This is a genomic window from Pseudomonas sp. PSKL.D1 (genome assembly GCF_028898945.1).
Lineage (GTDB): Bacteria > Pseudomonadota > Gammaproteobacteria > Pseudomonadales > Pseudomonadaceae > Aquipseudomonas.
Genome location: NZ_CP118607.1, coordinates 1134416 through 1155408 on the forward strand (window position 1 = coordinate 1134416; position 20993 = coordinate 1155408).

Annotated in this window: 21 protein-coding genes; 10 read left to right on the top strand and 11 right to left on the bottom strand. The window is 61.2% G+C overall.

What is annotated here, in order from left to right; genetic code table 11:
* The first annotated feature begins 229 nt into the window (after positions 1–229).
* Positions 230–1099: an isocitrate lyase/PEP mutase family protein gene (locus tag PVV54_RS04970; RefSeq protein ID WP_274908873.1), complete on the top strand. Its 870-nt coding sequence runs from the start codon at positions 230–232 to the stop codon at positions 1097–1099.
* 20 nt (positions 1100–1119) lie between these two features.
* On the opposite strand, the gene PVV54_RS04975 is transcribed toward PVV54_RS04970, so the two are convergent.
* The gene (locus PVV54_RS04975; protein WP_274908874.1) at positions 1120–1293 is read right to left on the bottom strand and encodes a hypothetical protein; all 174 of its coding nucleotides are present in this window, start codon (positions 1291–1293) and stop codon (positions 1120–1122) included.
* 70 nt (positions 1294–1363) lie between these two features.
* Positions 1364–2263: a LysR family transcriptional regulator gene (locus PVV54_RS04980; RefSeq protein WP_274908875.1), complete on the bottom strand. Its 900-nt coding sequence runs from the start codon at positions 2261–2263 to the stop codon at positions 1364–1366.
* A 103-nt stretch (positions 2264–2366) separates the two neighbouring features.
* Between PVV54_RS04980 and PVV54_RS04985 the strand changes: the two genes are divergently transcribed.
* Positions 2367–3242: an MBL fold metallo-hydrolase gene (locus PVV54_RS04985; protein ID WP_274908876.1), complete on the top strand. Its 876-nt coding sequence runs from the start codon at positions 2367–2369 to the stop codon at positions 3240–3242.
* Between the two features lie 27 nt (positions 3243–3269).
* Positions 3270–3884, top strand: a complete 615-nt coding sequence (locus PVV54_RS04990; RefSeq protein ID WP_274908877.1) for an NAD(P)-dependent oxidoreductase — start codon at positions 3270–3272, stop codon at positions 3882–3884.
* Positions 3885–3889: 5 nt separating this feature from the next.
* Here PVV54_RS04990 and PVV54_RS04995 read toward each other — a convergent pair whose 3' ends face one another.
* Positions 3890–4765 carry a LysR substrate-binding domain-containing protein gene (locus PVV54_RS04995; RefSeq protein ID WP_274908878.1) on the bottom strand — a complete coding sequence of 292 codons (876 nt, stop codon included), beginning with the start codon at positions 4763–4765 and terminating at the stop codon, positions 3890–3892.
* A gap of 113 nt (positions 4766–4878) precedes the next feature.
* Between PVV54_RS04995 and PVV54_RS05000 the strand changes: the two genes are divergently transcribed.
* On the top strand, positions 4879–6516 hold the full coding sequence (locus PVV54_RS05000) for a 5-guanidino-2-oxopentanoate decarboxylase (protein ID WP_274908879.1): 1638 nt from the start codon (positions 4879–4881) through the stop codon (positions 6514–6516).
* Positions 6517–6618: 102 nt separating this feature from the next.
* Here PVV54_RS05000 and PVV54_RS05005 read toward each other — a convergent pair whose 3' ends face one another.
* On the bottom strand, positions 6619–7539 hold the full coding sequence (locus tag PVV54_RS05005) for an AraC family transcriptional regulator (RefSeq protein WP_274908880.1): 921 nt from the start codon (positions 7537–7539) through the stop codon (positions 6619–6621).
* A gap of 202 nt (positions 7540–7741) precedes the next feature.
* On the opposite strand from PVV54_RS05005, the gene PVV54_RS05010 reads away from it, so the two are divergent.
* Together PVV54_RS05010 and PVV54_RS05015 are read left to right on the top strand one after the other, a co-directional pair.
* On the top strand, positions 7742–8035 hold the full coding sequence (locus PVV54_RS05010) for a putative quinol monooxygenase (RefSeq protein ID WP_274908881.1): 294 nt from the start codon (positions 7742–7744) through the stop codon (positions 8033–8035).
* A gap of 48 nt (positions 8036–8083) precedes the next feature.
* On the top strand, positions 8084–8317 hold the full coding sequence (locus PVV54_RS05015) for a hypothetical protein (protein WP_274908882.1): 234 nt from the start codon (positions 8084–8086) through the stop codon (positions 8315–8317).
* Here PVV54_RS05015 and PVV54_RS05020 read toward each other — a convergent pair whose 3' ends face one another.
* The 7 genes from PVV54_RS05020 to bglX all read right to left on the bottom strand — a co-directional run bounded on the left by PVV54_RS05020 (position 8318) and on the right by bglX (position 17949).
* On the bottom strand, positions 8318–8923 hold the full coding sequence (locus PVV54_RS05020; RefSeq protein WP_274908883.1) for a flavin reductase family protein: 606 nt from the start codon (positions 8921–8923) through the stop codon (positions 8318–8320).
* 118 nt (positions 8924–9041) lie between these two features.
* Positions 9042–9368, bottom strand: coding sequence for a hypothetical protein (locus PVV54_RS05025; protein ID WP_274908884.1), 327 nt, complete (start codon positions 9366–9368; stop codon positions 9042–9044).
* Between the two features lie 265 nt (positions 9369–9633).
* The gene (locus PVV54_RS05030) at positions 9634–10773 is read right to left on the bottom strand and encodes a Fic family protein (RefSeq protein ID WP_274908885.1); all 1140 of its coding nucleotides are present in this window, start codon (positions 10771–10773) and stop codon (positions 9634–9636) included.
* Between the two features lie 147 nt (positions 10774–10920).
* Positions 10921–12240: an MFS transporter gene (locus PVV54_RS05035; protein WP_274908886.1), complete on the bottom strand. Its 1320-nt coding sequence runs from the start codon at positions 12238–12240 to the stop codon at positions 10921–10923.
* 254 nt (positions 12241–12494) lie between these two features.
* A complete protein-coding gene (locus PVV54_RS05040) occupies positions 12495–13829 on the bottom strand; it encodes a sigma-54-dependent transcriptional regulator (RefSeq protein ID WP_274908887.1) in 1335 nt (444 codons plus the stop codon).
* A complete protein-coding gene (locus PVV54_RS05045; protein ID WP_274908888.1) occupies positions 13823–15580 on the bottom strand; it encodes a sensor histidine kinase in 1758 nt (585 codons plus the stop codon). Before PVV54_RS05045 ends, PVV54_RS05040 begins: the two co-directional genes overlap by 7 nt.
* 77 nt (positions 15581–15657) lie before the next feature.
* Positions 15658–17949, bottom strand: a complete 2292-nt coding sequence (gene bglX / locus PVV54_RS05050; RefSeq protein ID WP_274908889.1) for a beta-glucosidase BglX — start codon at positions 17947–17949, stop codon at positions 15658–15660.
* Between the two features lie 186 nt (positions 17950–18135).
* Between bglX and PVV54_RS05055 the strand changes: the two genes are divergently transcribed.
* The 4 genes from PVV54_RS05055 to PVV54_RS05070 all read left to right on the top strand — a co-directional run bounded on the left by PVV54_RS05055 (position 18136) and on the right by PVV54_RS05070 (position 20976).
* Positions 18136–18753, top strand: a complete 618-nt coding sequence (locus PVV54_RS05055; protein ID WP_274908890.1) for a TPM domain-containing protein — start codon at positions 18136–18138, stop codon at positions 18751–18753.
* Between the two features lie 59 nt (positions 18754–18812).
* Positions 18813–20027 (top strand): class I SAM-dependent methyltransferase, encoded by a 1215-nt coding sequence (locus PVV54_RS05060; RefSeq protein WP_274908891.1) that lies wholly within the window; start codon positions 18813–18815, stop codon positions 20025–20027.
* A 158-nt stretch (positions 20028–20185) separates the two neighbouring features.
* On the top strand, positions 20186–20464 hold the full coding sequence (locus PVV54_RS05065) for a hypothetical protein (RefSeq protein ID WP_274908892.1): 279 nt from the start codon (positions 20186–20188) through the stop codon (positions 20462–20464).
* A 2-nt stretch (positions 20465–20466) separates the two neighbouring features.
* A complete protein-coding gene (locus tag PVV54_RS05070; protein ID WP_274908893.1) occupies positions 20467–20976 on the top strand; it encodes a helix-turn-helix transcriptional regulator in 510 nt (169 codons plus the stop codon).
* The last annotated feature ends 17 nt before the right edge of the window (positions 20977–20993 follow it).

Consider the following 20993-nt stretch of genomic DNA (forward strand, 5'->3'; position numbering starts at 1 on the left):
CTGCGTGATATCGTTGGTATGCCACAGCAGCTGAATACCGCGGCTTGCACCAGCATGGTGCAGCAAATTGCCGCAGGTTTTCCTGGCGCTGTATCCCACACCTTTTATTCCTCTGCCTGCATGTCGAGCATGACCGCCCAGATGGCGACGGTTGGAACAGGTCAGGTAGACCCGATTCAGGGGTCGGTAGCAACCGTTCAGTTTCTACATATATATAAGCGGAGTGATCATGCCCAAGGCTTCCCATCAAGATCTGCGTTTTGCCTTCCGCGAGCTGCTCGCTTCAGGTTCCTGCTATCACACCGCATCCGTGTTTGACCCGATGTCGGCGCGCATCGCCGCCGACCTGGGCTTTGAAGTCGGCATTCTAGGTGGCTCGGTCGCCTCGTTGCAGGTATTGGCAGCCCCCGACTTCGCCCTCATCACCCTCAGCGAATTCGTCGAACAGGCTACCCGCATCGGCCGCGTTGCCCAGTTGCCGGTACTGGCCGATGCCGACCACGGCTATGGCAACGCCCTTAATGTGATGCGCACGATCATCGAGCTGGAACGCGCTGGTGTGGCGGGCCTGACCATCGAAGACACGCTGCTGCCAGCACAGTTCGGGCGCAAGTCCACCGACCTGATTTCGGTCGAAGAGGGCGTTGGTAAGATTCGCGCTGCACTGGAAGCGCGCGTCGATTCGTCGATGGCCATTATTGCCCGGACCAACGCCGGGGTGCTGAGCACCGAAGAAATCATCGTACGTACCCAGAGCTACCAGAAGGCCGGTGCCGACGGTATCTGCATGGTGGGTGTGAAGGACTTCGAGCACCTGGAACAGATTGCCGAGCACTTGACCGTGCCGCTGATGCTGGTGACCTACGGCAACCCCAACTTGCGTGACGACGAGCGCTTGGCGCGCCTTGGCGTGCGTGTGGTGGTTGATGGCCATGCCGCCTATTTTGCCGCGATCAAGGCCACTTACGATTGCCTGCGCCTGCAGCGCGGGCAGCAGAACAAGTCTGAAAACCTTAGTGCTACCGAACTCTCGCACACCTACACCCAGCCCGAGGATTACATCCGCTGGGCCAAGGAATACATGAGCGTCGAGGAGTAACCGGCCTGGCGCCGTTCAACTCAACGAACGGCGCTCAAGGTGGCGCTCTGTGGGACGCAGTGCTCGTGCTGGCAACTGGCTGCGGAACTGGGCTGGCTGCGCAGCAGCTCTACCCGCCAGCAGGCTGAACCGTACAAGCCCGCTACGGCCATCAGGGCGAAGACGATGGCAAAACGCCTGGTTCTGATGCTCATGGTGCCGACCTCCTGTTGTGCAACAGGTGATAACCATAAGCATAGGCCAGCTACGCGAAAGGGGGAGGCATTACTTGTCCCATTCAGGTTCGTCGGTGAAGCGCTGAGCCAGGAAGTCCAGCATGCTGCGCAAGGTCGCGGGCATGTGCTTGCGCGACGTATACACCGCATTCAGGTTCAGCTCGCGTGGCTTGGCATGGGGCAGCAACCGCACCAGCTCGCCGGTGCGCAATGCTTCGGCGGCTTGATACGTCGGCAGCATGGCAATGCCAGCGCCTGCCATTGCCGCCTTCTGCAAGGTCATCGCTTCATTGGCGCTGATATTGCCCTTGATCGGCACAGCAACCTGTTGGCCATCCACCTCGAAGTGCCACAGGCTGTGACCGAAGTAGGTATGGGTCAGGCAATTGTGCCCGCTTAATTCTTCAACCTGCCTTGGCGTGCCGTGTTCTTGCAGGTAAGCGGGTGCCGCGCAGATTGCTGACCTGCATATCGTCAGGCGGCGGGCAATCAGGTTCGGGTCCAGGTCGTTGCTGGTACGGATGGCCAGGTCGATGCGTTCATCCACCAGGTTGACCGTGCGATCGAGCATCTGCAGTTCGACGTTCACAGCGGGGTAGCGCCTTACATATTCGGCAACGGCATCCACCAACTGCGCCTGGCCGAAAGATGTACTGACGCTGATGCGCAGTTCACCACGGGGGGCGTCATCCGGCTGGCGCACGGCTGCTTGCAAGTCGCCGGCCAGCTCCAGCAGTTGCCGGCAGCGTGGCAGGGTATGCAGGCCCGCAGCCGTAAGGCTGAGCTTGCGGGTGGTGCGCTGCATCAGCCGAGCCCCCACCCAGTCTTCCAGCTCGGCCAGGTAACGCGAAACCACCGGGCGGGAGAGTTGCAAGTGATCCGCCGCTGCTGATTGGCTACCCAGGTCGACAACAGTGACGAACACGCGCATGGCGTTCAGACGGTCCATGATTTGCCCGATTTCAGAAACAAACTATGTTGCAGCATCGCATTTTTTGCGATGAATCGGGCAACTAAGCTAGGGGCATTCTTCCTTTCCAGGGGCGGTGCCCATGTCTGTTTTCACCCCTTTACGTAGCCTCCTGTTGGCCTGTGTGGCTTTGAGCGTCCCGGCGCTGGCGGCTGAACCTTTGCAGCTTGAGGTCTACAACCCCGGGCATGAGGCAATCTTCCCGGTCAGTTCGGTCATCGTCAGTGGCGAGAAGGACGCCATCCTGATCGACGCACAGTTCGGCAAGGCCCAGGCAGAACAGTTGGTTCAGCGCGTGCGCGCGGGTGGCAAACAACTGACCACCATCTACATCAGCCACGGCGACCCCGACTATTACTTTGGCCTCGACACCCTGACCCAGGCGTTTCCGCAGGCCAGGGTGGTCGCCTCGGCTGCCACTGCCGAACACATCCGCCAGACCATGGACGCCAAGCTGGCCTATTGGGGCCCGCAGATGGGCAGCGACAAACCGGCGCGGCTGGTGGTACCGCACGTGCTTGAAGGCAATCGCCTGATGCTTGAAGGCAAGCCCATTGAAGTGATCGGCCTGGACGGCCCACAGCCGGATCGCAGTTTTGTGTGGGTCCCGTCGATCAAAGCGGTGATTGGAGGCGTTGTGGTGTCCGAGCATATTCATGTGTGGATGGCTGATACCCAGTCCGCCAAGTCCCATTTCGACTGGCTCGCTACGTTGAAGCGCATTGAGGCGCTGCTACCGCGGACCGTGGTTCCTGGCCATTACCTGGGCACCAGCAGCCGTTCGCTGGAAGCCGTGCGTTTTACGGCGCAATACATCCGCGATTTCGATATCGAAACTGCCAAGGCGAAAGACGCTGGCGCGCTGATCGTGGCGATGAAAAACCGCTACCCGGGCCTGGCTGATGAAAGTTCCCTGGAGCTGGGGGCGAAGGTCGCCAAGGGCGAGATGAAGTGGTAATCCCATTCAATTGAAGGAGTGTTCCCCATGAGCAAAATCGCAATTATCGGCGCCACTGGGCGCGCAGGCAGCCAGTTGCTGGAAGAAGCGCTGCGCCGCGGGCACAGTGTAGTGGCCATTGCTCGCGACCCTTCCCGGTTGCAGGGCCGTGAGGGCGTCACCACCGTGGCGCTGGATGCCAAAGACAGTGCAGCACTGCAATCGGCAGTCGCCGGTGTGGACGCAGTATTGAGCGCGGCGCATTTTTCCACCCTTGAGCCGCAGGCAATCATCCAGCCGGTCAAGCGCGCCGGGGCGAAACGCTTACTGGTGGTGGGCGGAGCGGGCAGCCTCTTGCTACCTGATCAGAGCCGAGTCATCGACAGCCCGGATTTCCCGGAGGCTTACAAGGCTGAGGCCAGTGCCGGGGTGCGTTTCCTGGATGCGCTGCGTCAGGAGCAGGGCCTGGACTGGACGTTCCTTTCGCCTTCGGCAGAGTTTGTCGAAGGTGAGCGGTCGGGAAAATACACATTGGGCAACGATCATTTGCTTATAGATGCCGATGGCAAAAGCTGGATCACCTTCGCTGATTTTGCAATTGCCATGATTGATGAGCTGGAGAAACCGGCCCACTCGCGGCAGCGCTTCACCGTCGGCTACTGAGCCGGTCACTGGCTGGCGCGCTGCTCCAGCCAGTCCAGCAGTTCGTTCAGGCCGGCCGGTACCTGTTTTGCCTGGCAGGCCAGGTAGTAGGCTTTGCCGGTTTTCACTTTCACGGCAAACGGCATGCACAGCCGGCCGCTACGCAGGTCATCCCCGATCAGCGCCCAGTCGCCGATGGCCACCCCGGTTCCTTGCGAAGCCATAGCCATGGCCATGTCCAGCGTTTCGAAGTGCTGGCGGGGGCCTTGTGCTTCCATCACTGCGCCAGCGGCCTGCAACCACAACCGCCAGTCGTGCTCATCGCGCGACGGGTGCAGCAACATGTGGCGCTCCAAGTCCTCAATTCGAGTCAGTGGTACCGACCCGGCCAGCAGCGAGGGTGCGCAAACTGGCGTCAGTTGCTCATCGAACAGTTTGCGCACGTGCAGCCCGTGGTTTGGCGCATCGCCGTAGACCACGGCTGCATCGAACCCTTCACGGCGAAAGTCCACCCCATGTTGCACCGTGGTTGTCAGCTCCACCGGTACATCGGGGCGTAGCGCCTGCCATTCCATCAATTGAGGCAACAGCCATCGCATTACACACGTGGGTGCCTTGAGCTGCAGGGTGGCACTGCGCCCGCCCACTTCGCGCACCCCTTGTTCGATCAGGGCGAACACTTGCTGTACGCGGGGCAACCAGTCCTGGCCCTCGCGGGTCAGGCTCAAGCCTCGGGCCTGACGCTGGAACAGGGAATATCCCAAATGCTCTTCCAGCCCGGCAATTTGCCGACTCACGGCACCTTGCGTGATGTGCAGCTGCTGGGCGGCGCGGGTGAAGTTGCAGTGCTGGGCGGTGACCAGAAAGGTATGCAGTGCGGGGAGCGGCGGAAGGCGTTTCATCGTGGCAAGCCATGATTAAAGGACATGGCTAGTATGTGTTTTTTTGCATTGTGGCGATAGCCGTGCGTTGGGTCCAATGGGGGCACAACCCAACAAAATGCAAGGTGATACCGATGGCAACCTGCGGCGAAGTACTGGTCAAACTCCTTGAAGGCTATGGCGTTGACCATGTCTTCGGCATCCCCGGTGTACATACCGTGGAACTGTATCGCGGGCTGGCAGGCTCATCGATCCGCCACATCACCCCACGCCATGAGCAAGGAGCGGGCTTCATGGCTGATGGTTATGCGCGTACCCGTGGCAAGCCGGGGGTTTGCTTCATCATCACCGGCCCCGGTATGACCAACATCACAACCGCCATGGGCCAGGCCTATGCCGACTCGATCCCGATGCTGGTGATTTCCAGCGTGCAGTCCCGTGACCAGTTGGGTGGCGGCCGGGGCAAGTTGCACGAGCTGCCCAACCAGAGCGCGCTGGTGGCTGGCGTGGCGGCGTTCTCGCAAACGTTGATGAGCGCTGACGACCTGCCGCAAGCACTGGCCCGTGCGTTTGCAGTATTTGATGGCGCACGACCGCGGCCCGTTCATATCGAGATCCCGCTGGATGTGCTGGTTGAGCCGGCCGACCACCTGTTGCCCGGCCGCCCCGTGCGCAGCAGCCGCGCGGGTGCCGCACCGCAGGCCGTTGCGGCGATGGCCGAGCGCCTGGCCAAGGCCCGCAAGCCGCTGATTCTTGCGGGCGGTGGTGCATTGGCGGCGGGCAAGGCATTGGCCCGCCTTGCCGAGCACTTGCAGGCTCCGGTGGCGTTGACCATCAATGCCAAGGGGTTGCTGCCTGCAAGCCACCCGCTGCAAATCGGTTCTACCCAATCGATGGTAGCCACACGGGCACTGGTGGCCGAAGCCGATGTGGTGCTGGCAATCGGCACCGAATTGGCCGAAACCGATTACGACGTGACCTTCAAGGGTGGCTTCGAAATCCGGGGCAGTTTGCTGCGCATCGACATCGACCCGGACCAGGCCGTGCGTAACTATTTACCAGAGCTGGCATTGGTGGCTGATGCCGAGTTGGCGGCCGAAGCCTTGTGCGAAGCACTGCAGGCCTTGCCGCAACCGGCTCGTGATGCTGAATGGGGCGTGGCTCGGGCGCAGCGCCTGCGCGAAACACTGGCTACTGCATGGGACCAGCCAACACTGAGCCAGACCCGCCTGCTGACCAGTATCTTGCAGCGCCTGCCCAATGCCGTGCTGGTCGGTGATTCGACCCAGCCGGTCTACACCGGCAACCTGACGCTGGACCTGGATCACCCCCGCCGCTGGTTCAACGCGTCGACCGGCTACGGCACCTTGGGCTACGCGCTGCCAGCTGCGATGGGCGCCTGGCTCGGTAGCGCCGAACGCCCGGCTGAGCGTTCACCGGCGGTTTGCCTGATCGGCGATGGCGGGTTGCAATTCACCTTGCCGGAACTGGCCAGTGCGGTGGAAGCCCAGGTGCCGCTGATCGTGCTGCTGTGGAACAACCAGGGGTATGAGGAAATCAAGAAATACATGGTCAACCGCGCCATCGAGCCGGTTGGAGTGGATATCCATACCCCGGACTTTATCGGCGTGGCGCGTGCGTTGGGTGCCGAGGCTGAGGATGTGGCAGATGTGGAACAGTTGCAGGCCGCGCTTGGGCGGGCAGTTGATCGTAATGGGCCGACGCTGATTCAGGTTGATCAGAACCGGTGGCAGGCGTCGGTTTGCGGTTAAGGCTGCCGGCCTGTCGCGGATGAATCCGCTCCTACAGGGGCTGCGTTGTAGTTGTAGGAGCGGATTTATCCGCGAGAAGCCGGGCCAGGCAGCGCAAAAACGTCACCCTGCACTCGACCTCAACCGCGCCACATCCCGAATCGGCGGCGCGCCATAAAGCCGGCTGTACTCCCGGCTGAACTGCGACGGGCTTTCGTACCCCACCCGGTACGCAGCCACCGCCGCCTCCAGCCCGTCGTTAAGCATCAGGCGCCGTGCTTCCTGCAGGCGCAACTGCTTCTGATACTGCAACGGGCTCATCGACGTCACTGCCTTGAACCGGTGATGCAGCGTAGAGGTGCTGAGGTTGACCTCCCGCGCCAAGTCCTCGATACGTAACGGCAGCTGATAATTCTGGTTGAGCCAGGTGATGGCTTGGCTCACCCGATGCGTTTGGCTGTTGGCCAAGGCGATTTCATACAAGCGGTAGCCTTGGGGGCCGCGCAGCAGCCGATACAGGATTTCACGGCGGCACAGGGGCGCCAGCATGGGGATATCCCGTGGCGTATCCAGCAGGCGGATCAGCCGCAGCAAGGCGTCCAGCAGCTGCGGATCAGTGCGTTCTACATACAAGCCACGCCCAGACGGCAGATTCGGCACCAGCATCGGCCCGCTTTCAGCAATCAGTTGGCTGATTTCGGCTGCGTCCAGATCAAGGCGCAGGCCCAGGCTGGGGTGCTCAGGGCTGGCGTCGAGCCTCACGCCGCTGACGGGCAGGGTTACCGATACCACCATGTAGTGCAGCGGGTCATAAGCGTACTGCTCATCGCCGAGGAACAGGCTCTTGCTGCCCTGGGCAAGAATGCACAACGCGGGTTGGGCGAGCGTCGGCACCGAGCGGACATTTTCGGTGTAGCGCACCAGGTACAAGTCATCGATGGCTGAGGCAGGGCCATGGGGTTCACCGGCATGCCGGCAAATCAGCTCGGCCAGTTCCTGGCGCTGTACTTCCAGGGTCGGATCGATGGACGGGGCGTTGGTCATGGTGGTGTTCCTCTGCTGACCGTCGCAGCATAGGTTTGGGCAATGGCGGGCGCTAGTCGAAACCTGCACGGCGATTGCCTGATCCTGCCGCGCTGCAGGATCAGGCAATCGACAGGCAGTATCGGCCTAACGCGCCGCGCGGGTAAGCCCCTAACCTTGGCAGCCTGGCTTTTTCGTCCGTCTGCTTCAAGGAGATCGTGCAATGACCCTACGACAACCGGTCACACACTTGGCTTTCATCCGCGCCAGCAACGGTCGTTCGGCTGAGCTGGGCGCGCGCCTGCGCGATATGCTCGAACCTTCGTTGCGTACCCCGGGGTGCCTGAGCTTCAACGTGCAGCGTTCGCAAACCGATGACGACCTGTGGCTGCTCAGCGGCAGTTGGCGCGACCAGCAGGCGATGAGTGGTTACTTTGCTTCGCCTACCCTGCAAGTTTTTGGTGAGTTGCTGCAGGAACAGGTGGTCAGCAGCCTTGACCTGCATACCTTTGATTGATGGCTTGGCGCTAGAATGCCGCCTTCGATGAATCAAGCGGAAGGCAACATGGCACGTAGAGAGTTCCCGCAGTTTGAAGCAGTTTCGGCAATGGTCCCGGTGCAAGGTGGGGGTTACAACGCTGCCATTGCAGTCAAGGCGCTGGTCATGGGCGGCGCACCACGTTTTCACAAAGTGCTGGATGGCCAGGTGTTCAGCAGCGCAGTAGCGGCTGACGAAGCCGCCTGCGCCGAACTTGCCCGCCTTCAGGGTGTGTCCGAGGAAGGCGAGCTGGTCTGGTGATCACACCTGTGGGCGGCTCATTTTGAACAGGTTGCCCAGCTCGAAGTAATCCGCCGGGCCACCACCACGCAGGATCGGCTCGGCGGCAGCGGTGTCGTAAATGCCGTTCTTGAGCAGGTGTTCGGCAATGTGCACCGCCACCACTTCGCCCAGAATCAGCCAACTTGGCACCAACTCCTGGTCGGCCCGCTTGAGCTGCACGATCTGGCTTACCTTGCATTCGAAAGCTACCGGGGTCTCGGCCACTCGCGGCACGCTGACGACTCGCGATGGCGCAGTGGTCAGGCCGCTCAGTTCGAACTCATTGATATCGGCCGCCACGGCGGCGCAGCTCTGGTTCATCTGCTCGGCCAGGGGGCGGGTCGCCAGGTTCCACACGAATTCGCCGGTTTGCTCGATGTTGTTCAGGCTGTCTTTGCGCCCGACGCTGCAGAAGCCAATGATCGGCGGGATGTAGTTGAAGGCGTTGAAGAAGCTGTACGGCGCCAGGTTCAGTTGGCCGTCGCTGCTTTGGGAGGAGATCCAGCCGATCGGGCGGGGGCCGACGATGGCATTGAAGGGGTCGTGGGGCAGGCCGTGGCCTTTGGCGGGTTCGTAGTAATACATCTGCGCTGGGCTTGCTGGCCCTACCTCTTGGGGGGTGAGGTGCCTAGTGTGCCAAGCCTTTTGCCACCTGAAAATGATCAAGCCCGGCCGAAGCCGGGCTGGTTGCACGCATCAGGCATCAGCTGATGCGGTGGGCGTTGGTGCGGTCGAAGCCATCTTCGGCGAAGCGTTGGCCGCCGGTGCGGTCGAAGCCGTCTTCGGCGAAGCGTTGGCCGCCGGTGCGGTCGAAGCCGTCTTCGGCGAAGCGTTGGCCGCCGGTGCGGTCGAAACCATCTTCAGCGAAGCGCTGGGCGCCAGTGCGGTCGAAGCCGTCTTCAGCGTAGGTAGCAGACTGGGTCTGAGCTGCGGCGAAGGTGTGGGCGCTAGTGCGGTCGAAACCGTCTTCGGCGTAAGCGCCAGCAGCGAATACCGACAGGGCCAGGGTGAGGATCAGTTTGTTTTGCATGGTCGTTGCTCCGTTGGGTTTTGAGGTTGTTTGTTTCTATGGGTTTAATGCTACGCCGATTAATTTGATTAAAAAGCTCAAAAAATAGCGTTAAACAATCAACTTTATAGATGTATAGGGGCGCAAAAATACTTATCCAGTTCCATGTTGCTGCGCGCTGGTCACGCACAAGCCTCAAGGCGAAGCACAAGCTTCGCCAGCCATTGCAGATTGGGGGCGTAGAATTAATGGCCGGTTAAGGCAGCAAACAATGGCGCGAAAGGCATCAGTTGCTGGAAATGCCCTGCACATTGATCTGGTAACGAGTACTGCGCCCGCCGCCGGGGAGGCGTGTCAGGCAGGCTTTCTCGAGGAGGTCCGCAAGATGGCGGGTTGCAGTGGCCTTGGAGACCTTTGCTACCGCTTGGTACTGGGCAGCACTGATACCGTCCTCAAAACCTCGTGGCCCGCCATCCATAAGCCGGTTGAGCACTTTGACCTGTTCGGGCAGCAAGTTGTCGGCACGGTGGGCATGCCAGAACCTGGCTTTGATCAGTACTCGGTCGACGCGCAGCAACGCCTGATCAAGGCTGCGCAGCAATGTGTCGAGGAACCAGCCCAGCCATTCGGTAATGTCCACATCGCCTTTTTGGCTGCTTTCCAGTACACGGTAATAGCCGGCACGGTCCTCCAGAATGCTCGCGGACATGGCATAAAAGCGAATCGCCTGGCGCTCACCCTGAGCGAGTGCCAGGTCGGTAATGGCGCGCGTCAGCCGTCCGTTGCCATCGTCGAAGGGGTGCAATGTCACGAACCAGAAGTGTGCGATACCGGCGCGTATCAGTGGGTCTAGGCCTGTGGCATGCCGGCTTTCGCTGAACCAGTGTAGAAAACGCTCGAGTTCATCTTCAAGGCCGCTGCGGGGCGGGGCTTCGAAGTGGACGGTGGGTTTGTCGATACGCCCGGAAATGATTTGCATTGGTGCATCGTCACGCAACTGGCCCACCAGTAACGGCTTAGCCAGGAGGTCGTTGTTTTCGGGAAACAACCAATGATGCCAGCTGAACAGGCGTTGCAGGGTCAGGGGGCGTGAGTAACCCTGCGTGGCATCGAGCATCAACGCTGCCAACCCTTCACTGCGTGCATTTGTGGGGCCAGCGTCATTGATACCCAGCCGCCGAGCCAGCGATGAACGTACCGAACCTACGTTCAGCTGTTCACCTTCGATTGCAGAGGAAGTGACGATGTTCTGCAGCAGTGTGTCGAGGATGTTTTCACTTTCGTCGAGTTCGTCTACCGCGCCGACCCTGCCCGACAAGCGACCTTGAGCTTCGACGCAACTGCGCAAAACGGGCGCAAGCTGCGCCTCGTTCCAGCGGAAGTCAGGCCAGTCCGGCTGTTGCCAGACCCAGAAAGGGGCGGTCATGAGTACCTCGACTCGGGGGCGTGAGCCGAATAATAGCGCTATTCGGCTCATTTGATGAGCCGAATAGCCGGATCAGTCGGCTCACGAGAATGGAAAAGGGGGCGTATCGTGTGGATACGCCCCCTTCGTCGAGCCCGTGAACCCCACTCAGTCAGTAGTAATCCGCGAATGCTGCTTGGTGTCTTTCATGGTTGCATACACCAGCAACGAACAGGCGATGCAGCCCGTCACGTACCAGTAGAAGCCGGTTTCCATGCCGTTGCTCTTGAACCACAGTGCCACGTACTCGGCGGTGCCGCCGAAGATCGACACGGTCAGTGCGTAAGGCAGGCCTACACCCAGGGCGCGGATTTCGGTAGGGAACAGTTCGGCTTTGACCACGGCATTGATCGAGGTGTAGCCGCTGACGATGATCAGCGCTGCCATGATCAGGAAGAACGCGCCCCACCAGGTCTGCACGGTGTGCAGGGTGCTGAGGATCGGTACGGTGAACAAGGTGCCCAACACGCCGAAGGCGATCAGGATCGGGCGACGGCCGATCTTGTCGGACAGCCCACCGATCACCGGCTGCAGGCACATGAACAGGAACAGGGTGGCCGCCGAAATGGTGGTTGAGTCACTGATGCTCATGCCCACGGTGTTGACCAGGTACTTCTGCATGTAAGTGGTGTAGGTGTAGAAGGCCAGGGTGCCGCCCATGGTCAGGCCGACCACGGTCATCAGCTCTTTCGGGTGGCGCATCAGTGTGCGCATCAGGCTTTCCTTGGCCTTTTCCTTCTTGGTGAACGAGGCGGTTTCTTCCATGCCGCGACGCAGGTACAGGGCCACGACCGCGCACAGGGCGCCGATCACGAACGGTACACGCCAGCCCCAGGCATACAGCTCTTCGGTGGTCAGTACGTTCTGCAGAATGATCAGCACCGCCAGGGCAATGAGCTGGCCGGAGATCAGCGTCACGTACTGGAAGCTGGAGAAGAAGCCACGGCGGTCCTTGCTGGCCATTTCACTGAGGTAAGTGGCCGAGGTGCCGTATTCACCACCCACCGACAGGCCCTGCAGCAGGCGGGCAAGTACCAGCAGGATGGGCGCGGCAACACCGATGGTTTCGTACCCTGGGGTCAGGGCAATCACCAGCGAACCTGCGCACATCAGTAGTACCGATGCCATCAGTGCGGCTTTACGGCCTTTGCGGTCAGCGTACAGGCCCATCAGCCAGCCACCGATCGGGCGCATCAAAAAGCCCACGGCGAAGATCGCGGCGGTGTTGAGCAACTGTGCGGTGGAGTCGCCGGCGGGGAAGAAGGCTTTGGCGAAGTACAGCGAGAATGCAGCGTAGACGTACCAGTCGTACCATTCGACCATGTTGCCAACGGAGCCGCTGAAGATCGACTTGAGGCGGCTGGCGGTGGATTTTTCCGCGGCGGGCGCAATGGCCGCCCCGGCGGGCAGGGAGGTGGCGTTATCCATCAGGGATACCTTCTCGTTGTTTTTGTGGAGCGCGCCGTAGCGCAGCTTGCCAGGGCAATTGCAGAAGGTGTGCCAAATGGGGGGGGCAATGATTCATTTGAGGGCATGGATGCCCCCAAATGCAGCAGCATCGCGGTCTACGTAGGGGCGAGCTTATCTCGCCAGTAATGGGAAAAGTCGCTTGGAATGTTCAGAAAAGCCTCATCGCAAGCGGATTATTGCCTATTGAAAGCCTTCAATAAGCGGATATCCGCCTATTCACGTATCACAAAATCTTCCCGCACCAACCCATGCCGCTGCATCTTTTCGTTCAGCGTCCGTCGCGGTAGCAGCAGGGCTTCCATGACGCCCTTGATTTCGCCCTTGTGATGGCGCAACGCCGCCCGCAGGCATTGCGCCTCGAACGCCTCCATCTGGTCGGCCAGTGATTGCCCGGCAGGTGCCACCTCAAGGTTTGGCGCCCCCAGCCCAAGCGCATGGCGCTCAGCCGCGTTGGCCAGTTCGCGCACATTGCCCGGCCAATCGTGAGACAGCAGTTGTGCCAATTGCGCCCCCGGCAGTGGCGGGGCGGTACGGCCAAGCTTTTCGGCAGCCGCGCTGGCGAAATGCTCGAACAGCAAAGGGATGTCCTCGCGCCGTTCACGCAAGGGCGCCAGGCGCAATTCGGCCACATTCAGGCGGTAGGCCAGGTCTTCACGGAAGCGCCCGGCGCGGGCTTCTTCCAGCAGGTCGGGCTTGGTTGCGGCAATGATGCGCAGGTCGACGCTGATGCTTTGGTTGGCACCCAGCCGTTCGAGCTTCTGTTCCTGAATCACCCGCAGCAGCTTGGCCTGTTGGGCCAGCGGCATGCTTTCGATCTCATCGAGGAACACCGTACCGCCATTGGCATACTCAAGCTTCCCGATGCGCTTGCCTTGGGCTCCGGTGAATGCACCGCTTTCATGGCCGAACAGCTCGGCTTCGAAAAGCGCCTCGGGGATGGCAGCACAGTTCAGGGCCACGAAGGGCTTGTCGGCACGCGGGCCGAAGTCGTGCAGGCAGCGCGCCACGCGCTCCTTGCCGCTGCCGGTTTCGCCACGGATCAGTACATTGACGGGCAGGCTGGCAAGGTCGAGTACCTGCCGCCGTAATTGCTGCAAGCCTTGGGACATGCCCAGCAACGTGGTTTCCAGGCGTGACTTGAGGTCGGCCTGTTCATGCAGGCGGCGGTTCTCCAGCACCAGCTGGCGCTTTTCCAGCGCCCGGCGCAGGCTACCCAGCAGGTGTTGTGGGGTGAAGGGCTTTTCCAGGAAGTCATAGGCGCCGTTGCGCATGGCTTCCACGGCCATGGGCACATCGCCATGGCCGGTGAGCAGAATCACCGGCAAGTCGGGGTCGTCTGCTTGCAGGCGTTCGAGCAGTTGCAGCCCCCCAATGCCCGGCATGCGCACATCGCTGATGATCACCCCGGGGAAATGCGGTGGCAGATGAGCAAGGCAATCTTCCGCCCGGGCGTACAGCTCAACGCTGAAGCCGGACAGGCTCAGCCACTGTTCAACGGCGCTGCGGATGCTGGCTTCATCATCGACGACGATCACCGAATTCAACATATAGGCTCCAGGTCGCGTGGCAGGGTAAGGCTCAGGCGGGCTCCGCCGGGCAGGTTCTCCACGCACAGTTGCCCACCGGCTTCAGTGATGATGCCATAGGAAATCGCCAGCCCCAGGCCTAGGCCTTCGCCCACGGGTTTGGTGGTGAAGAACGGGTCGAATACCTTGGCCAGGTTGGCTTCGGCAATGCCGCCACCGGAGTCAATGACGCTCAGGCGCCATTGCTCGCTGTCGGGTTCGATACGGACTTCCAGGCGTTTGAAGCGCTTGTCGGCCATGGCATCGAGGGCATTGCGCAGCAGGTTGATCAGGACCTGTTCGAGGCGGATGGCATCGCCACGCACCCAGGCGGGGCGCGCCAGGTAAAGGGCGACTTCAACTTCGTCGCTGCGGATGCGGGTGTCCAGCAGGTGCAAGGCCTGGTCGACCACGTTTGCCAGGTCCAGGCGCTCACGCAGGCCAACGGGGCTGTTGCGGGCGAAAGTCTTCAGGTGACTGGTGAGCGCAGCCATGCGCGTGAGCATCTGCTCCAGCGGTTCCAGGGCCTTGCGCGCGTCGTCGTATCGGCCATGGTCAAGCAGCAGGCGCAGGGTTTCCAGTTGCATGCGTTGGGTGGTCAGCGGCTGATTGATTTCATGGGCCATGGCTGCCGACATCTGCCCCAGTGCGGCCAGCTTGGCCGATTGCACCAAACCTTCCTGGGCCGTGCGCAGTTCGCGGGTGCGCTCTTCAACCTGGCGCTTGAGCTCTTCCCGGCTGCGCTGACGCAGGCGGGCCAGGCGCAGGCGCTGGCTTACGAACAGGGCAGCGAACACCAGGCTCAGCCACACCGCGGCGGCGCCCAGCGCAGCGTTGCGGCCGTCGGCGGCCACCTGTGGCTTGCGCAGCAGGTGCAAGGTCCAGGCCTCGCCTGCGAGGGGCAGGCTTTCCCAAAGGTACTCGGCGTTGCCGTCCGGGCCTTGCACGCGGCTCAGGTGGCTGTTGCTGCCAAAGCGGGTGAGCACGTGATGTTGCAGGGGCACCAGCGGCTGCTTGTCGTACTGCCGGGTTTCGGCCAGTTCGGCGCGGTCGGCACCGGTAAGCGGGTGCAGCTCGCGGTAGCGCCAGCCGTCCTGGTTGGCGATGAAGGTGATGCCGCGCGCGTCGCTGACCAGCAAAATGTCGCTGCCTTGGCGCCATTCGCGCTCAAGCTCCGGGAACTCCAGCTTCACCACCATGGCGCCGAGAAAGCGCCCGTGCTCATCCGTTACGGCGCTCGAGAGGAAGTAACCCGGCACACCGCTTGTCACGCCCACCGCGTAAAAGCGCCCGCTGCCTTGGCTGCGGGTTTGTTTGAAATAGGGGCGAAAGCCGTAGTTGGACCCTACATAAGTGGTCGGCAACCGCCAGTTGCTGGCCGCCACGGCCAGGCCGGTGCGGTCGAGCAGTTCAAGGGTGGAAGAATTTGCCGCACCATTGATGCGCTCCAGCTTACGGTTGAGCGCACCTTGTACCGGCTCGGTGATCGGGCCGCGCAAGGCGTCAATCAGTTCAGGGTCCAGGGCCAGCACCGCGGGCAAGGCACGGTAGCGCTCAATCAGGGTGTGCAAAGTGTTGGCGTACAGCCCCAATTGCAGGCTGGCGCGGCGGGCGTCTTCTTCCATGGCCTGGCGCTTGGCTTTTTGCATTGCCCAGCCGGCGCTCAGGGCAGTGCCAACCACAATCAGCAGGGTGATCAGCCCCAGGCGCAGGGCACGAATGGTGAAGGCCATGGGGCAGGTCCGGGATGAATGGGATATCGAAGCAGGCCTTTTCACAGGGCGCACCCCGTGAAAAGGCTGATACAGCATTACCGCAATTCAAAGCTCTGCTGCTGCACTGCCTCGGAATCCAGCCCGATCTGGACATTGAATTCCCCTGGTTCGGCAACACGCTGCAACTGGCCATTGTAGAACTTCAGATCTTCCTCACTGATGCGGAAGCTGACCGTGCGCGATTCGCCCGGCTTGAGCATCACTTTCTGGAAGTTCTTCAGCTCTTTCACCGGCCGGCTCATCGAAGCCGAGACATCCTGCAGATACAACTGCACCACAGTTTCGCCATCACGCTTGCCAGTGTTTTTCACGACCACCTTGGCATCCAGCGAGTCGCCGCGTTTGAGGTCCGTGTGCGACAGGCTCAGGCCTGAAAGCTCGAAGCTGCTGTAGCTCAGGCCATAGCCGAACGGGTACAGAGGGCCATTGGGCTCTTCGAAGTACTGTGAGGTGTAGTTGCCGGGTTTGCCTGGCGTGAATGGGCGACCGATGCGGGTGTGGTTGTAGTGCATCGGAATTTGCCCAACCGAACGCGGGAAGGTGATTGGCAGCTTGCCCGAGGGGTTGTAGTCGCCAAACAGCACATCTGCAATCGCGTTACCGCCTTCAGTGCCGGAGAACCAGGTTTCGAGAATGGCATCAGCCTGTTCGCGCTCCCAGCCAATCGACAGCGGGCGGCCGTTCATCAGCACCAGCACCAAAGGTTTGCCGGTAGCTTTGAGGGCTTTGATCAGCTCGCGTTGGCTGGCCGGGATTTCCAGGGTGGTGCGGCTCGACGATTCGTGGGACATGCCGCGGGACTCGCCCACCACAGCGACCACCACATCGGACTGTTTGGCGGCCTTGACCGCTTCATCGATCAGCACGGCAGCAGGGCGTGGGTCGTCGACGATTTCCGGGGCGTCGAAGTTGAGGAAGTTCAGGTAGTCGACAATCGCCTTGTCGGCGGTAACATTGGACCCCTTGGCATACACCAGCTTCGCCTTGCCTTCGACGGCGCGGCGCAGGCCCTCGCGTACGGTCACCGAGTGCATTGGCTTACCGTCGGCGGCCCAGCTTCCCATCATGTCGATGGGGGCATCGGCCAGCGGGCCGACCAGGGCGATGGTGCCGGCTTTTTTCAGCGGCAGGGTCTGGTTGCGGTTTTCCAGTAGCACCAGGCTGCGGCGTGCCACATCGCGGGCTGCGTCGCGGTGCAGGCGATCGTCGGTGTAGTAATCTTTCAGGTCGGCTTCGGCCTTGGCAATGCGCACGTATGGGTTTTTGAACAGGCCCATGTCGTACTTGGCGCCGAGCACTTCGCGTACGGCCTGGTCCAGTTCGCGCTGGGTCACTTCGCCGGACTTCAGCAACCCTGGCAGTTCTTCACCGTACAGGGTGTCGTTCATGCTCATGTCGATGCCGGCCTTGATCGCCAGCTTGGCTGCCTCACGCCCGTCACGCGCCACGCCGTGGCGGATCAGCTCCTGGATGGCACCGTGGTCGCTGATGGTCACGCCCTTGAAGCCCCACTCTCCGCGTAGCAGGTCGTTCATCAGCCAGGTGTTGGAGGTGGCCGGCACGCCATTGATCGAGTTCAGCGCCACCATCACACCGCCAGCACCGGCGTCGAGCGCGGCGCGGTAGGGCGGCAGGTAGTCGTTGTACATCTTGGGCAGGCTCATATCGACCGTGTTGTAGTCGCGCCCGCCTTCCACCGCGCCGTACAGGGCGAAGTGCTTGACGATGGCCATGATGCTGTCCGGGTTGGCCGGGCTGCTGCCCTGGAACGACTGCACCATCACCTGGCCGATTTTCGAGGTCAGGTAGGTGTCTTCCCCAAAACCTTCACTGGTGCGGCCCCAGCGGGGATCACGGGCGATGTCGACCATTGGCGCGAAAGTCATGTCCAGTGCGTCGGCGGAAGCTTCGATGGCCGAAGTGCGGCCGACCTTGGCCACGGCGTCCATGTCCCAGGTTGACGCCATGCCCAGCCCGATCGGGAAGATGGTGCGCTCGCCGTGGATGGTGTCGTAGGCGAAGAACATCGGGATTTTAAGGCGGCTGCGCATGGCAGCGTCCTGCATGGGCCGGTTTTCGGGGGCGGTGCGCGAGTTGAACGTGCCGCCGATACGCCCGGCGGCAATTTCCTCGCGGATTTTCGCCTTGGGCATCTCCGGGCCGATGCTGATCAGGCGTAGCTGGCCGATTTTCTCGGCTTCGGTCATCTGGCTGATCAAGTGCTCGATGAAAGCCTGCTTGTCCTGCAGGGGCGGGGCGGTGGGGGCGGCGAGGGCCGCCTGACTGGCAAGGCCCATGGCCAGGCCCAGCAAAGACAGTTTCATCATCAATTCCGTTGTCGAGGCCTATGCCGTATCCACAGTGATACGTGCGCGGCCGAAGTTTTCAGGCGGCTATTGTTGTACGATTCACAGGCAATTCTTCCAGCGGCGGATTATGCCTGAATATGTCGCTTGCGGAGGAACACCCGAATGCCGGGACAACAACTATAAGAACGCCAAGAGACCGAAGGCATGACCCCCCTGAATGAATACGAGCAGCGCCAGATCGCCGAGGCCATTGCCCGGGCGGAGCGGCGTACCGATGCGGAGCTTGTGACCGTGCTGGCCCGGCGGGCCGATGATTACGCCTATTTGCCACTGTTCTGGGCTGCGGTATTGGCGCTGGCCTTGCCTGGGCTTATGCAGGTGATCCTCGGATGGCCCGGCATGCGTGGGCTGCTGGTGGCTAATATTGTGCTGTTTGTCGGCTTGTGCCTGATGCTGCGTCACCCCGCCGTGGCGGCCTGGCTGATCCCCGGTGTGCTGCGGCGCTGGCGGGCTTCGAGCCTGGCCCGGCAGCAGTTTCGTGAACAGAACCTGCAACGTACGGCCGGCGGCACGGGCGTGCTGATCTTTGTCGCCGAGGCAGAACGGCATGTAGAGATTCTGGTTGACCAAGGCATCGATCATCATTTGGATGCCCGGGCGCGGGCAGCGATGGTTGCCCGGTTTGCAGAGCAAGTGCGTAACGGCCATACGCTGCAAGGGTTCGTCGACTGCATCGATGCTTGCGCCGAGCTGCTCAGCGAGCCGGTGCCGCGCACCCATGCGCGCAACGAATTGCCCAACCGCCTGGTGATCATCGACTGAAAGCCTGGACGGCTAGCGTGTAGAATGTGCGCTTCGCTAACCGAGGCACCTGTTTTCCCATGTCCGCCAGTAACCCTGCTTCCTCCGCGCCCGATGCGCGCACCCAGTTTCTTGACCTGCTGAGCGTTGCCCTGCGCGATAACACGCTGGTCAAGCTGGTGCTGGCGCGCCATGTCGGCGCCGACCAGACCTTGCAGCGCATCATCGCCAAGCCGCTGCAGGTGAAGGGGCAACCGCACTTGTCACTGGTCTACCGCCACCAGACCCGCGACATCACCCGTAACCTTGCGCTGGAGCAGGCCCAGGCACTGGTTGCCGAGCTGCTGCCGGAGAGCTTCCGCAATGCCCACTTGTTCGATGGCGAAGGTGAAGTGCAACTGACCTTCAGCAAGAAGGGCAAGCCGATGCTTCAGCGCCATGGCGCGCAGGCGCCGCGTGAGGTCGTTGTCAGCACCGGCCATGACCGGGAGAAAAAGCGCTACCTGGAGCTGTCGCGTCCGTTCTTGCGGGACTTGGGTGTGACCGATGCCCAGGCTGCGCTGATTCCGTCCATGTCGCGCAAATGGAAGCAGATCAACAAATTCATCGAGGTCTTTGACCACGCACTTGCCAATGCGCCGGTACCTGCTGGGCAGGTACTGCGGGTGGCAGACTTCGGTTCGGGCAAGGGCTACCTGACCTTCGCGATGCACGATTACCTGCGTAACAGCCTTGGCCGCGAGGCACAGGTGACTGGCGTGGAGTTGCGTCAGGACATGGTCGACTTGTGCAATGCCGCCGCCGCACGGCTGGAGCATTCAGGCCTGGAGTTCCAGTGCGGTGACGTGCGCAGCGTGGTGCCCGAGGCCATCGAAGTCATGATCGCCCTGCATGCCTGTGACATTGCCACCGACTACGCCATTCACACCGGCATCCGCTGCAATGCCGCGATCATCATGTGCTCGCCGTGCTGCCACAAGCAGATCCGCCCGCAACTGCACAGCCCGGGGCTGCTGCAACCGATGCTGCAGTATGGTTTGCACCTGGGCCAACAGGCAGAAATGCTCACCGACAGCTTGCGTGCGTTGTACCTGGAAGCCTGCGGTTATGAAACCAAGGTCTTCGAATTCATCTCACTGGAGCACACCAACAAGAACAAGATGATTCTTGCGGTGAAGCGCCGGCAGGTGGGGGACAACACGGCGTTGTTGGCGAAGATCGACCAGCTGAAGGCGTTTTATGGGGTGCAGGAGCATTGCCTGGAAACGCTGTTGCGAGGGGATGGGTTGATCTGATCGGGTGGTCGTCTGGAATTCAAGTAGGACATTTCCCAAGACTCTTGAACGGACAAATCTTGCGTCAGTAGCGTTGTAGTGTGGCTTGGTCATTTGCCAGGTAATGAAGTTGTCATTTGACAACCTAGTTGCCATTGGCCCACACTGGAGAGCAGCTGATGTCACGCCCCACTCATGCAAGGAAAGAGGTCGAGCAGGCCTTGAAGCATGCTGAATCACAGGGATGGAAAGTGGTGGCAGGAGGAGGTCACTGTTGGGGAAAGATGCTTTGCCCGCTCAATGACTCTGATTGCCGATGCGGAGAGTTCTGCATCACCAGCATCTGGAGCACGCCAAAAAGTCCTGGCAACCACGCGCGTCAATTGCGACGCGTGGTGGACAACTGCACGGGCACCAATATGGCGAAATGTGCCACGGGCACCGCGCAGGAGTTTTAGCAATGGAATACGAATTCACCCTCAAGTATCAACTTGCCGAAGGCGAGGATGCCGATGCGCTGTTGGAGCGCTTGGCCGAGGCAGGCTGTGACGATGCCTTGGTGGGTATCGGTCAACCGGGAAGGCTGGCCTTGGCATTCGTGCGAGAGTCGTCATCTGCCAAAGAGGCAATTGCAAGCGCGCTCAATGATGTGCGCCAGGCGGTGCCGGGCGCTCGTCTGATCGAGGCGACCCCTGATCTGGTTGGGCTCACTGATGTCGCTGAGCTAGTGGGGGTATCGCGCCAGAACATGCGCAAACTGATGCTCGCTCACATGCACAGCTTCCCCGCCCCCATTCATGAGGGCAGCACTTCGCTCTGGCATCTTGCGGAAGTGCTGGCGTGGTTACAGGCCCGGGGCAGTTATGCCATTGGTGAGCAAATCGTGGAGCTGGCCAGAGAAGCAATGACCGTCAACGTGATTCGGGCACATGAGCGTGTGTTCGGTGCGCCACAAGCGCTGGCGCACTGACCGGCCATCGTAGCACG